Raw genomic sequence first — 12,360 nt, 5'->3', positions numbered from 1 at the left:
GGGAGAGGGCATGAGTGACGACCACGTCTACCTGACCCTCGCCGAGGGACACGAGGACGACAGCCGCTGGGCCTACGGCACCGGCTTCGAGGACCCCCTGCACGGCGTCGACACCACAGTCCCCGAGGACATCGACGCCGCCGAACTGGCCGCCGTCTGCGTCGCGCTGGCCGACGACGCCCTGGTCTCGGCCCAGCGCCTCGCCGAGTGGATCACCCGCGCCCCCGAGCTGGAGGAGGAGGTGGCGCTGGCCAACATCGGCCTCGACCTCCTCGGCCAGGCCCGCCTGCTCTACTCCCGCGCCGGCCAGGCCGACGGCACCGGACGCGGCGAGGACGCCTACGCCTACTTCCGCGACGCCGGCGACTTCTGCAACGTACGCCTGGCGGAACTGCCCAACGAGGACTTCGCGTTCTCCATCGTGCGGCTGCTGGTGCTCTCGAGCTGGCGCCTCGCGCACTTCGAGAAGCTGGCCTCACACCCGGACCCCGTGCTCGCGGCGATCGCCTCCAAGGGCGTCAAGGAGCTGGCCTACCACCGGCAGTACGCGGCGGAGTGGGCGGTGCGCCTGGGCGACGGCACCGAGGAGTCGCACCGCCGGATGCGCCGTGCCCAGGAGCGAGTGGCGCCGTATCTGGGCGAGCTGTTCACGGCGTACGACGTACGGGACGACGTCGTGGCGGTGCTGAAGCAGGTCACCGCGGCGGCCGGGCTGCCCATGCCGGTGTACCGGCCGCTGCCCGGATCCGGCCGCGACGGCGAGCACACCGAGCATCTCGCCCCGCTGCTCGCCGAGTTGCAGGGCGTGGCCCGCGCCCACCCGGAGGCGGTGTGGTGATCATGCCGACCACGCTGCTCGACGCCCGGCGCGCCCGGCACATCGCCGCGGCCGTGCCGGACCCCGAGCTGCCCATGCTCACCCTGGCCGACCTGGGCGTCCTGCGCGACGTCGAGCTGACCGAGGACGGCACGGTGGTCGCGAGCCTCACGCCGACCTACTCCGGCTGCCCGGCCATGGCCGAGATGCGGGCGGACGTCGCCGCGCGGCTGCGGGACGCCGGATACCCGCGCGTGGAGATCCGCACGGTCCTCGATCCGCCGTGGACCAGCGACTGGATCACCCCGGCCGGCCGCGCCAAGCTCGCCGAGCACGGCATCGCCCCGCCCGGCCCCGCACCGCGCGGCGGTCCCGTCGCGCTGGTGCTGTCGCCCACCCGGCACGCGGTGACCTGCCCGCGCTGCGGCTCGGCGGACACCGAGGAGACCTCACACTTCGCCGCCACGTCCTGCAAGGCGCTGTGGCGCTGCCGCGCCTGCCGTGAGCCGTTCGAGTACGTCAAGGAGATCTGAATGTCAGGCCTGAGGGAAGAGCCGACGGCCCGGACCGACTTGGCTCCGGGCGGCCGGGGCGCTCCGGCCGCGGACCCGGCCACACCTGCCCGGGCTGCGGGCATGCACGCCGCCCCGGCAGCATCGGCTCCGGAGCCCGCGACCGCCCAGGTTTCCGAGGGGACGGCCGCGGAGTCGTCGGCCACCCCCGACCCGGCGGTACGCCCCCGTGCCCGCCGGCGGCCTGCTTTCCGTCCCTTGCGCGTCGCCGCCATCCAGCCCCTGTGCGTGGACGCGGTCGCCGTCGGCTTCGACATCCCGGCCGAGCTGGCCGAGGAGTTCGCCTTCGAGCCCGGCCAGTCGCTGACGCTGCGGCGCGAGATCGACGGGCGCGACGAGCGGCGGTCGTACTCGATCTGCTCACCGGTCGGCACGAGCCCGCGCATCGGCGTACGGGTCGTGCCCGGCGGCCTGTTCTCGTCCTGGCTGGTCAACGACATCCACCCCGGCGACACCGTCGAGGTGATGGCCCCCACCGGCGCCTTCACCCCCGACCTCACCACACCCGGCCACCACGTCCTGATCGCGGCCGGCTCCGGCATCACGCCCATGATGTCCATCGCCGAGTCCGTGCTGGCCGCCGACTCCCGCTCGACGGTCACCCTCTTCTACGGCAACCGCCGCACCGACACCGTGATGTTCGCCGACGAGCTCGCGGACCTGAAGGACCTCTACCCGGCGCGGTTCCAGCTCGCCCACGTGCTCTCCCGCGAACCCCGCGAGGCCGAGGTGCTCTCCGGCCGTATCGACGCCGAACGGCTCCGCACGCTGATCGACGCCCTGGTCGACGTGCACACGGCCGACCACTGGTGGCTGTGCGGACCGCACGGCATGGTCCGGGACGCGCAGGGCGTGCTGGCGGGGCTCGGGGTGCCGGACGAGCGGGTGCACCAGGAGCTGTTCTACGCCGACGACGAGCCCGTGCGCGAGGTGCACCACGAGGAGAACGGCCCGCAGGGACCCGTCAGCCAGGTCACCATCACCCTCGACGGCCGCTCCACCACCGCCACCCTGCCACGCGAGCGGACCATCCTCGACGGCGCCCAACGCACCCGCCCCGACCTGCCGTTCGCCTGCAAGGGCGGCGTCTGCGGCACCTGCCGCGCCCTGGTCACCGACGGCAAGGCCGACATGCGGCGCAACTTCGCGCTGGAGACGGCCGAGGTGGCCGCGGGATATGTGCTGACCTGCCAGTCCTACCCGGTCTCGGAGACGCTGACGGTCGACTACGACAGCTAGTCGGGTGGTGAGAGAGGTCGCTGCTCGGCGTCCCGCGGCAGGAACCCGAAGCGCCTCGGTGAGCGCCGGAAGTGCGCGAAATCGCCGGGTATCGTTCGCCGTTCGGCCGGGCATCGTTAGGTGGCGGGGTCCGAGGGTGAGAGGGGAACCATGCCGTCATCCAAGCCGTCGTCCATACGCTCGGCCGGTGCGCTGCCGCAACCCGTGCTGAGTCAGCCGGCACCGGTCGCGGTGTTCCTGGTGGTCACGATGGAGCCCGGCGGAGAGCCCGCGGTACGCGATCTGCTGGCCGGGCTCGCGGGACTCGTACGGGCCGTGGGCTTCCCCAGTCCCGACGGCGGCCTGTGCTGTGTGGCCGACGTCGGATCCGCGGCCTGGGACCGGCTGTTCGAGGGCCCGCGCCCCCAACAGCTCCACTCCTTCGAGGAGTTGGAAGGGCCCCGGCATCGCGCCGTGGCCACCCCGGGCGACCTGCTGTTCCACATCCGCGCCGCGCGCACGGATCTGTGCTTCGCCCTGTCCGCCGAGATCATGAAGCGGCTGCGCGGCGCGGTCACCGTCCAGGACGAGGTCCAGGCCTTCGCCTACTTCGACTCGCGCAACCTCCTCGGCTTCGTCGACGGCACCGAGAACCCGGTCGGCCGGGCGGCGGCCGAGGCGGCCGTCGTCGGCGACGAGGACCCCGCGTTCCGGGCGGGCAGCTATGCGATCGTCCAGAAGTACGTGCACGACGTCGACGCCTGGGAGGCCCTCGCCGTCGAGGCCCAGGAGAAGGTGATCGGCCGCTCCAAGCTGACCAACATCGAGCTCGACGTCCCCGGCTCCCACATCGACGTGAACGCCGTCACCGGCCCGGACGGGGAGGAACTGGAGATACTGCGCGGCGCCATGCCGTTCGGCAGGCCCGGCCACGGCGAGTTCGGCACGTACTTCATCGCCTACGCCCGCACGCCCGAGATACCGGAGACCATGCTCCGCAAGATGTTCCTGGGCGGCCCCGAATCCGGCCCCGACCCGATCCTGGACTACTCCCAGGCCGTCACCGGAACCCTCTTCTTCTGCCCCTCGGCGACCTTCCTGGAGGCGATCCCGGAAGAGAGCGACATGGATTGACCGGGGTCAGGAGCCCTGAGCCTCGCGCTCGGCGTTCCGCTTCTTGATCCGGGCCGCCTCCTTGCGCACCTCCGCCTGAGTGGCGCGCTCCTTGACCAGCCACTGGGGCTGCTCCTGCTTCAGGGCCTCGATCTGCTCGGTGGTCAGAGGCTCGGTGACACCGCCGCGGGCCAGCCCCGCGATGGAGACGCCGAGCTTCTGCGCCACGACCGGGCGCGGATGCGGGCCGTCGCGTCGCAGGTCGCGCAGCCACTGCGGAGGGTCGGCCTGGAGCGCGTTCAGCTCCGCGCGCGTGACGACCCCCTCCCGGAACTCGGCGGGGGTGGCTTCGAGGTACACACCCAGCTTCTTCGCCGCGGTCGCGGGCTTCATGGACTGGGTGCTTTGGTGCGACGTCATGGTCCCCAGGGTATCTACCGAGTGAACGACCGCCGACCACGGCCGGTAACCTGGCCAGGTGACAGGCTCGGCAGTACCCCCGTCCTCCCCGCAGGCAGCGCCGTCGTTCCGGCTCGCATACGTCCCCGGAGTGACCCCCTCGAAGTGGGTGCGGATCTGGAACGAGCGCTTCCCGGACGTCCCCCTCACCCTGCACTCGGTGCCCGCCGCCGAGGCGCCCGGGCTGCTGCGGGACGGCGGCGCGGACGCCGGTCTCGTACGGCTTCCGGTCGACCGTACGTTCTTCAGCGCGATCCCCCTCTACACCGAGACCACGGTGGTCGTCGCCCCGAAGGACCACGTGATCGCGGCGGTCGACGAGGTCACCGCCGAGGACCTGGCCGACGAGGTCGTCCTCCACCCCCTCGACGACGTCCTGGGCTGGGAGCGGCCACCGGGCGAGCCCGCCTTCGAGCGCCCCGCCACCACCGCGGACGCCGTCGAGCTGGTCGCGGCGGGCGTCGGCCTGCTCGTCGTACCCCAGTCGCTGGCCCGCCTCCACCACCGCAAGGACCTCACCTACCGCACGCTGGTGGACGCCCCGCAGTCGAGCATCGCCCTGTCCTGGCCGGAAGAGGCGACCACCGACCTGGTCGAGGACTTCATCGGCGTCGTCCGCGGCCGGACGGTCAACAGCACGCGCGGCCGTACGACGTCCCAGCCCCCGGCCACCACCGACCAGCCGAAGCGCAAGCGCCCCGACGCCGGGCGCGGCGCACGCCGCCAGGGAGGCGGCACCAAGGGGGCCAGGGGAGCCAAGGGCGCGCGGCGCGGAAAGCCGCGGCGCAGGTCGTAGCAGGCCTGGCGGCTCAGGGGGCGTACGTCGCCCGCTGCGCCGTGCGTACGACCGTCTGCCCGTCGGCCTGGCTGAGCAGCCCCGCGGAGACCCATGCGTTCACGGTGGACCGCACCCGTGTGACCAGCGCACCCTTGGCGGCGAAGGGCGCCCCGGCCCAGATCTCGTCCAGCAGCGTGGTGCCGTCGGACTTGGCGGGGTTGGCGACGCCTGAGTCGGTGTTGCCGAAGATCACCCTGGGTTCGGAGCGCCGGAAGTAGGCGTGGGTCGGGTCCTCGGTGCCCTCGAAGAAGGGGGCGAACTCGGTGCCGTCGAGGGTGTGGTGGAGCGGCTTGCCGCTCACCGGGGTGAGGGAGGGCAGCAGGTCACCGGAGAGGCCGGCGTTGCGGTACAGCCCCAACCGCAGGTAACTCGTCGCCGAGCTGCGGCCGACGAGATTGACCGGGCCGTAGAACAGGGTCTGCAGTGAGGGATCGTCGATCGCCTTCTCCACGCGCAGCCGGAACGGCATGGAGATGCGCACGGTGTCGCCGCCGCGCCACGTCCGTGACACGGTGAAGTAGCTGCCCGGCGTCGGAGTGCCGCTCACCGCACCGCCGTTGACCGTCACCCGGAACCCGGCGGTCGCCCACGACGGCACCCGCAGCCGCAGGGCGAAGGCCGCGCTGCCGCCGCCGATGGTGAGCGTGGTGCTCTGCTCACGCGGGAACATGGTGCTCTGCGTGACCGTCACGCCCTTCTCGGCCCAGTCCAGTCGGGACGCGCTGTACAGATTGACGTACAGCGCGCCCCCGTCGGCGGCCTTGAAGTACACCGAGTCCTGGTACTTCGTGGCGCTCTCCATGCCGGTGCCCTCGCAGCAGGTCGTGCCCTGCTTGGGCGTGTAGTCCCGCACATGACCCGGCTCCAGCCCGATGAAGTACGTGACGAGCGGCTTCTCGGCGTCCGCCTTGTCCTGCTTGGAGCCGAGGACCTGGTTGTACAGGGCCCGCTCGTAGTAGTCCATGTACCTCGGCCGCTGCTCGTGGAAGAACAGGGTCCGGCTCAGCTTCAGCATGTTGTACGCACAGCACGTCTCGGCGTCGGTGTCGCTGATGGTGCCCGCGATCACGTCGCGCGCCTTCCAGAACTCACCCGTGCTGGTGCCGCCGATGCCGTACATGCGGTGCGGCACGACCATGCCCCAGAAGTTCCGGGCCGCGTCGAGATAGCGCCGCTCGCCGGTCGCGTCGTACAGCCGCAGGTACCCGGTGAAGATCGGTATGTGCTGGTTGGCGTGCAGCCCGTCGAGGATGTCGGTGTTCGCGGCGCAGTTGTCGATGAGCCGGTCGAGGTCGAACAGCTTGGCCAGCGCGAGGTGTTCGGCCTTGCCGGTGATCTCGTGCAGATCGCAGACCGCCTCGACGATGCCGCCGAACTCGCCGCTGGAGAACAGCCCCCACATCCGCTGCAGGGTGGCCTCGGGCAGCTTCGACAGCCGCGAGTGCATCCAGTCGCACATGCCGGACGCGAGGTCGAGGGCACGGTCGTCGTCGGTGGCGAGGTAGGCGTCCAGCACGCCGCGCAGGATCTTGTGCGCGGTGTAGTACGGCGCCCAGACCTTGGTGTAGTCGCTGGCGGTCCTCGACTCCAGGTCGATGAACTGCGTCTCCGGGTACGCGGCCAGGAACCCGGGGTGGCTGGGCCCGCCCCAGGTACGGCGCAGGGTGGCGGTGAGCCCGCGTCCGGAGGCGTCGGCGAACGTCCCGCCGGAGGTCTCGTCGAAGTCGTACGACGCCAGGTCGCCGCGCCCGGCGGAGGCGTCTGCCGCCCGCCTGCCCTGCAACTCGCCGATCTCGGCGGCGCTCAGGGCGCGCGAGAAGACGTTGAACTCGTCGTAGGCGCCCGCAAAGACGGGGTCGGTCGCGAAGTTGGAGCGGCCGAGCCAGTTGTGGGCGAGGGTGCCGAGGGCGGCCGGGGTGAGGGTCATCGCCGTGTTGCGGGCCACGGCCGTGCCGTCGACGTACAGCGTGCCGGTGCCGCCCGCGATGGTGACCGCGAGATGGCTCCACCGGTCGAGGGGCAGCGCGGCGGTGCCGTCGAGGCCCTGCTCGCCGCCGGGGCCGCCGGTCGTGATGGCGAAGCGCGGCACACCGCCGGCGTTGCGGGTGGCCAGGTACATGTACCGGGTGTTGTTGTCGCCGAAGTCGAAGACCCGCGCCCAGTCCCCGGCGTGGGTGGGCCTGACCCAGGCGGACAGGGTGATCGCGGAGGCGCCGCCGAGGACGGCGGCGGGCAGATCGACGTACTGGTACGACCCGCGGACGTTCTCGGCTGCCGTACCGAACTTCCCGCCGACGCTCAGCACGGCCGGGTCCTTGCGCAGCGCCGCGCGCACCTCGGTCAGCGCCCCGACCATGGTGCGGATCCGGTCGACGAACACCTGCTCGCCGGTGCCGGCGTAGGCCTGCGACAGCATGGTCAGGAAATGCCCGGTGTAGTGCCCGCGCAGATTCCCGTTCGCCTCGCCGTCCAGCCCCTCCCATCCTCCGGGCGCCACGGCGCCACCGGTGGCCAGCCCGGCGTTGGCGCGGAAGACCTGGAGTAGCCGGTTCACGTCGTAGCCGCGGGCGTGATCGAGCATCAACTGCCGTTTGTCGGCGAAGAGTCCGGGCCGCAGCGCCACGTCGTCCAGGGCGAAGGGCCGCACGGTCCACGCGGACGGGGTGGCGGTCACGGCCTGCGCCTCCTGAACGGCGGCCGCGGCCCGACCGCTCGCGGTGTAACCGATCGCCGGTGCCGCGGCGGCGAGGGTCGCGGCCTGGAGAAGGGATCTCCTGGAGAGGGGCGGTGCCATGGGTGCTCCTCCACGTGGGGGGGTATGTTCGCTACACCGAGCATGTTCGCTATACCGAACGACGTACGAGTGATCGACCAGACGATAGGGAGGGGACGGGTGAGGGTCAATGGGTCCGGAGCGTTTTGATTCGAGTGGACCGCCACCTTGCCCGGCACAGCCAGTCGTAGGCCGCCCGCGCCGTGAACTCCCCCTGCCCGCCCCGCACGAGCAGACCGGCCGTCGCGAACTCCGGGGCGTCGGCCTGCGCGGCCACATACGGGACGGCGATGCAGCGCATCCCCGCCGCGTGCGCCGCTGCCGCGCCGGGGGCCGCGTCCTCCACGACCACACAGTCGGCGGGCGCGACGCCCAGCCGGCGGGCGGCCTCCAGGAAGACGTCGGGGGCCGGCTTGCCGTGGTCGACCTCGTCGGCCGAGACGACGGTGCGGAGGTGGGCGTCCAGGCCGGTGCCGGCCAGGATCGCCGTGATGGCCTCCCGTGAGGAGCCCGAGGCCACGGCCATCGGGACGCCCTCGGCCGCCAGCAGTTCCACGAACGCGCGCATCTCGGGGTACGCGCGCGTGGCGGTGCGGGCCAGTTCCAGGTAGCGGCGGTTCTTGGCGGCGAGCAGTTCGTCGACGGTGGCCCGAAGGCCGTACTCCCGCTTCCAGAGGGTGACCGTCTCCAGGGTGCTGATGCCGACGTAGCGCTCGTGGTCCGCCCAGGTGAAGTCGGCGACGCCGTGTTCGGCGAGGACCTGGCGCCCGGCCTCGTAGTAGTTGGGCTCACTGTCCACGAGGGTCCCGTCGAGATCGAAGATGACCGAGGTGCCGCTCAGACCGCTCATGGCCCCAGCATGTCAAAGGTCATTTCCGGGCCGCGGCCCGGCCGATCGACTCCACCAGCGGCAGCAGCCGGTGCGTGACGCGCTCGCGCAGGGCCATCTCGGTGCGGGTGCGGACCACGCCGGGCAGGCTGATCAGCTTCTGGACCACGTCCTCCAGGTGGGCGTTGTCGCGGGCCACCACGCGGGTGAGCAGATCCCCGCTGCCCGTGATCGAGAAGGCCTCCACGATCTCCGGCACGGCGGCGAGCGCGTCGCCCACGTCGTCGAGATGGCCCTGGGTGACCTCGATGTGCACGAACGCCAGCACCGGGTGGCCGAGGGCGGCGGGGGAGAGGGTCGGCCCCGTGCCGGTGATCACCCCGTCCCGCTCCAGCCTGTCCAGCCTGGCCTGGAGCGTGCCGCGTGCGACGCCGAGGATGCGGGCGTACTCGCGCACGCTGGTGCGGGGCTGCTCCAGCAGCAACCGCAGGATGCGGGTGTCGAGCTCGTCCACGGGCATGGTGTCCCGGCCTTTCTCCGCGTGTGGTCCGTTGGCTCGCCGGTGGACGCCCGAGGACCGTTATGTCTGTGCCAATGGCCCAGCGTATTCGAGGGCACTTGAGCCAGTCTCCCCGGTGATGCTGCAATGGGGCGGTCGATGGCGCTGCGGAACCCCGCGGCGCCTTTTTCATGCCGGTTCGGAGGGGCGGTAGTGGTGCTGAAGAGGGTGTTCGTGGCGCCGGACCCGGGGCGGGCGCGGCTGCGCTTCGCCGCGCGGGCCGTGCTCGGCATCGGGCTCGCGGTGGTGGTGTGCGCGCTGGCCGGGCATTCCCTGGTCGGTGCCGTCACCGGCGGGCTCGCCGCGCTGCTCGCCCTGTTCACGGTCACCGACGCCACGGTCCGTGGACAGGCGGTCACCACCGCGCTGCTGCCCCTCGTCGGCCTGCCCGTCCTCGCGGCGGCGGCCGAGCTGCACGACCATCCGGTCGCCCGCGACCTCACCTTCCTCGCCGTCGTCGGCGCCGGCGTCTACGCCCGCCGCTGGGGGCCGCGCGGGCACAGCCTCGGCGTGTTCGCGTTCATGACCTTCTTCGTGGCGCAGTTCCTCCAGGCGACCCCGCGGCAGCTTCCCGAGCTCTACGCCGCCGTACTGCTGTCCCTGCTCACCGCGGCGGCGGTGCGGTTCGGGCTCTGGTGCTACGAGCGCCGAACGCCCCCGGCCCCCGTGCCCGCGGCGCCGGGCGGCAGCGGACTGGCCCGGGTGACGACGCGCCAGGCGATCCAGGCCACCGCCGGCGCGGGCTTCGCCCTCGTCGTGGGCCAGCTCGTGTCCGGGCAGCGCTGGTACTGGGCCGTCGGCGCCACCTGGTGGATCTTCGTCAACACCACCTCGCGCGGCGAGACCCTGGTCCGCGGTTTCCGCCGGGTCCTCGGCACCGTGATCGGCATCGGCCTCGGCCTGCTCGTCGCCGTCCCGCTGGAGGGCGCGGGGGTGCCGACGGCGGTGCTCCTCGCCGTCTGCGTCTTCGGCATCTTCTACACGGCCGCCGTCTCCTACACCTGGATGATGCTCTGCGTCACGGTCCTGGCCGAACTGCTCTACGGCCTCCTGGGCGTCCTCGATCCCGCCCTGCTGGCGCTGCGGCTCGCCGAGACCGGCGTCGGGGCGATCGGCGCCGTGCTGGCCGTGCTGTTCGTCCTGCCCGTCACCACCCACGGCATCACCAACACCTGGATCCAGCGGGCCCTGCGCTGTGTCCACGCGGCCACCGCCGAGGCCGCCGCCCGGCTCGCCGGGGACGAGAGCGCGGACCCGGCCTCCCGGGTGGCCGAACTGGAGCAGATTCTCGCCCGGGTACGGCTCTCGCTCGCCCCGCTCGTGCACCCGCTGAACCCGATGCCGGCCCGCAAGCGGCGCGCCCGCCACGTCCTGGCCCTGCTCGACGACTGCGCCCGGGAGATCCGCGGCCTAGGGGGTGTTGTGAGGGTCCCGCACAGCACCCACGGCGCCCGGCACGCACCCTCGCCGCACCGGCCGAAGGCCCAAGTAGCTCCGCTACAAGGGCCTTCGTCCGGCACGCCGAGGGCACGCACCGAACACCGCGGGCACCGCACGGGACCCTCACAACACCCCCTAGCCGCCGTCGCCGCCGACCCGGAGGCCTCGCACGACGCCCGCCTGGCCGCCGCGTGCTGGCGGGTCGAGGCCGCCGTCGAAGCCCTGACCGGCGGCGCGGACATGACCGCCCCCACCGCGCAGCCTGCCGCGACGGACCCCGCGCTGGCCCATCTGCACGGCCTGGAGCGGGCGCTCGTCGAACTCGCCACGCCGCTGCGAGCCCCGTCGGGCTCACCGCTCGTCGGAGCCTGAGCGGGCCGTGCGGCACCACCCCCGGGCGGCCGAGCCGTTTTGCCGGCCGCCTGGAGGGTGGATCAGGCCATGGGCCGGGTAATCCCGCACCGGACCCACCGGCCCGCGAGCCGTGCGGGAGCGGCCCGCGGGCGAGTCCGCCGGGAGTGCCGGGGCCGAGCTGCCGCGCGCGGGCTGCCGGAGGCCCTGCTGCCGCGCGTGAGGCGAACCCCTGTCCGAACTCGCCGTCGATCAGGCGATCTTGGTCTAGACCGATGATGATCCGCTGCTACCGTCGGCCCGGACGGCACCCGACCGGAAGGGGACAGCGTTGGCAGACGTCGGCAGGCGGGGGAGAAGGGCCTACATCGGCTCGTTCACGGCGGCCGGAGGCCATGGCATCACGACGGCCGCGGTGGCGGACAACGGCGCGCTGACCGTCCTGAGCGGAGTGCGCGATGTGCCCGACCCCGCGTACCTGGCCCTGTCGCCCCGTGGCGACACGCTCTACGCGGTCAGCGAGACGGCCGAGGGCGCGGTGGCCGCCTACCGCGTGGACGCGGACAAGCCGGAGCCGGCCGGTTCGCCGGTCCCGGTGGGCGGCAGCGGACCCGCGCACCTGAGCCTGTTCGCCGGGCACGTTCTGACCGCCAACTACGGCTCCGGCAGTGTCACCGCCCTGTCCGTGCGCTCCGACGGCACCCTCTCGGACGCCCCGCCGGTCGTCCTCCAGCACACCGGCTCCGGCCCGCACACGCCGCGCCAGCAGGGCCCGCACGCCCACCAGGTGCAGCCCGACCCCAGCGGCCGCTGGGCCGTCAGCGTCGACCTCGGCACCGACTCGGTGCGGGTGTGCACACTGGCCGACGGCACGTTCGACGTGCACCGGGAGAGCGCCCTGCGCCCCGGCTCGGGCCCCCGCCACCTGGCCTTCCACCCGCACGGCCGGTACGCCTACGTCGTCAACGAACTCACCCCCACCGTCACCGTCTGTCACTGGGACGCCGACGACGGCACGCTCAAGCCCCTGGCCGAGGTCCCGGTGCTGCCGGGCGCCCCGGCCGGCGACGCCTACCCCTCGGGGATCGTCGCCTCGCCCGACGGCCGCTTCGTGTGGACCGCCACCCGCGGCGAGGACGTGCTGTCCACCTTCGCCGTCCAGGGCGAGGAACTGCGCCTGGTCGCCACCGTCACCTGCGCCGGTCACTGGCCGCGCGCGCTCACCGAGGCGGACGGTTTCCTGTACGTCGCGAACGAGCGCTCCGGCGACGTGTCCTGGTTCGCCGTGGACCCGGACCGGGGGGTCCCGCGCTACGAGGGCTCGATCGAGGTGCCCGCGGCGTCCTGCGTCGTCATCGGTCCGGCGGCCGTCGACGAGGCGTGACCACACG

11 protein-coding genes are annotated in these 12,360 nt (G+C 72.7%); 7 read left to right on the top strand and 4 right to left on the bottom strand.

The window, feature by feature from the left end; genetic code table 11:
* The first annotated feature begins 10 nt into the window (after nt 1–10).
* The 4 genes from paaC (at nt 11) to ACP4J3_RS03155 (ending at nt 3,741) form a co-directional block, all read left to right on the top strand.
* The gene (gene paaC / locus ACP4J3_RS03170; RefSeq protein WP_426530100.1) at nt 11–838 is read left to right on the top strand and encodes a 1,2-phenylacetyl-CoA epoxidase subunit PaaC; all 828 of its coding nucleotides are present in this window, start codon (nt 11–13) and stop codon (nt 836–838) included.
* Nucleotides 839–840: 2 nt separating this feature from the next.
* Complete coding sequence (gene paaD, locus ACP4J3_RS03165) at nt 841–1,350, top strand: 1,2-phenylacetyl-CoA epoxidase subunit PaaD (RefSeq protein ID WP_426530098.1); 510 nt, start codon at nt 841–843, stop codon at nt 1,348–1,350.
* Nucleotides 1,351–2,628, top strand: a complete 1,278-nt coding sequence (gene paaE / locus ACP4J3_RS03160; protein ID WP_426530096.1) for a 1,2-phenylacetyl-CoA epoxidase subunit PaaE — start codon at nt 1,351–1,353, stop codon at nt 2,626–2,628.
* Nucleotides 2,629–2,778: 150 nt separating this feature from the next.
* The gene (locus ACP4J3_RS03155) at nt 2,779–3,741 is read left to right on the top strand and encodes a Dyp-type peroxidase (RefSeq protein WP_426530094.1); all 963 of its coding nucleotides are present in this window, start codon (nt 2,779–2,781) and stop codon (nt 3,739–3,741) included.
* A 6-nt stretch (nt 3,742–3,747) separates the two neighbouring features.
* Here the strand turns inward: ACP4J3_RS03155 and ACP4J3_RS03150 are convergent, their stop codons facing one another.
* On the bottom strand, nt 3,748–4,140 hold the full coding sequence (locus tag ACP4J3_RS03150; RefSeq protein WP_426530092.1) for a DUF5997 family protein: 393 nt from the start codon (nt 4,138–4,140) through the stop codon (nt 3,748–3,750).
* Between the two features lie 58 nt (nt 4,141–4,198).
* Between ACP4J3_RS03150 and ACP4J3_RS03145 the strand changes: the two genes are divergently transcribed.
* Nucleotides 4,199–4,975: a LysR family substrate-binding domain-containing protein gene (locus tag ACP4J3_RS03145; protein ID WP_426530090.1), complete on the top strand. Its 777-nt coding sequence runs from the start codon at nt 4,199–4,201 to the stop codon at nt 4,973–4,975.
* 13 nt (nt 4,976–4,988) lie between these two features.
* Here ACP4J3_RS03145 and ACP4J3_RS03140 read toward each other — a convergent pair whose 3' ends face one another.
* The 3 genes from ACP4J3_RS03140 to ACP4J3_RS03130 form a co-directional block, all read right to left on the bottom strand.
* Nucleotides 4,989–7,811, bottom strand: coding sequence for a beta-L-arabinofuranosidase domain-containing protein (locus ACP4J3_RS03140; RefSeq protein ID WP_426530088.1), 2,823 nt, complete (start codon nt 7,809–7,811; stop codon nt 4,989–4,991).
* A 106-nt stretch (nt 7,812–7,917) separates the two neighbouring features.
* Complete coding sequence (locus ACP4J3_RS03135; protein WP_426530086.1) at nt 7,918–8,640, bottom strand: HAD family hydrolase; 723 nt, start codon at nt 8,638–8,640, stop codon at nt 7,918–7,920.
* Nucleotides 8,641–8,659: 19 nt separating this feature from the next.
* Nucleotides 8,660–9,139, bottom strand: a complete 480-nt coding sequence (locus ACP4J3_RS03130; protein WP_426530084.1) for an Lrp/AsnC family transcriptional regulator — start codon at nt 9,137–9,139, stop codon at nt 8,660–8,662.
* 195 nt (nt 9,140–9,334) lie between these two features.
* Between ACP4J3_RS03130 and ACP4J3_RS03125 the strand changes: the two genes are divergently transcribed.
* Both ACP4J3_RS03125 and ACP4J3_RS03120 read left to right on the top strand, forming a co-directional pair.
* Nucleotides 9,335–10,990, top strand: a complete 1,656-nt coding sequence (locus ACP4J3_RS03125) for an FUSC family protein (protein WP_426530371.1) — start codon at nt 9,335–9,337, stop codon at nt 10,988–10,990.
* A 310-nt stretch (nt 10,991–11,300) separates the two neighbouring features.
* Nucleotides 11,301–12,353 (top strand): lactonase family protein, encoded by a 1,053-nt coding sequence (locus tag ACP4J3_RS03120; RefSeq protein ID WP_426530082.1) that lies wholly within the window; start codon nt 11,301–11,303, stop codon nt 12,351–12,353.
* Nucleotides 12,354–12,360: the final 7 nt, after the last annotated feature.

This window comes from Streptomyces sp. UG1 (assembly GCF_049974585.1).
Classification (GTDB): Bacteria; Actinomycetota; Actinomycetes; order Streptomycetales; family Streptomycetaceae; genus Streptomyces.
Note: the sequence above shows the minus strand (reverse complement) of the source record. Positions and strands in the feature narration are given on the sequence as shown.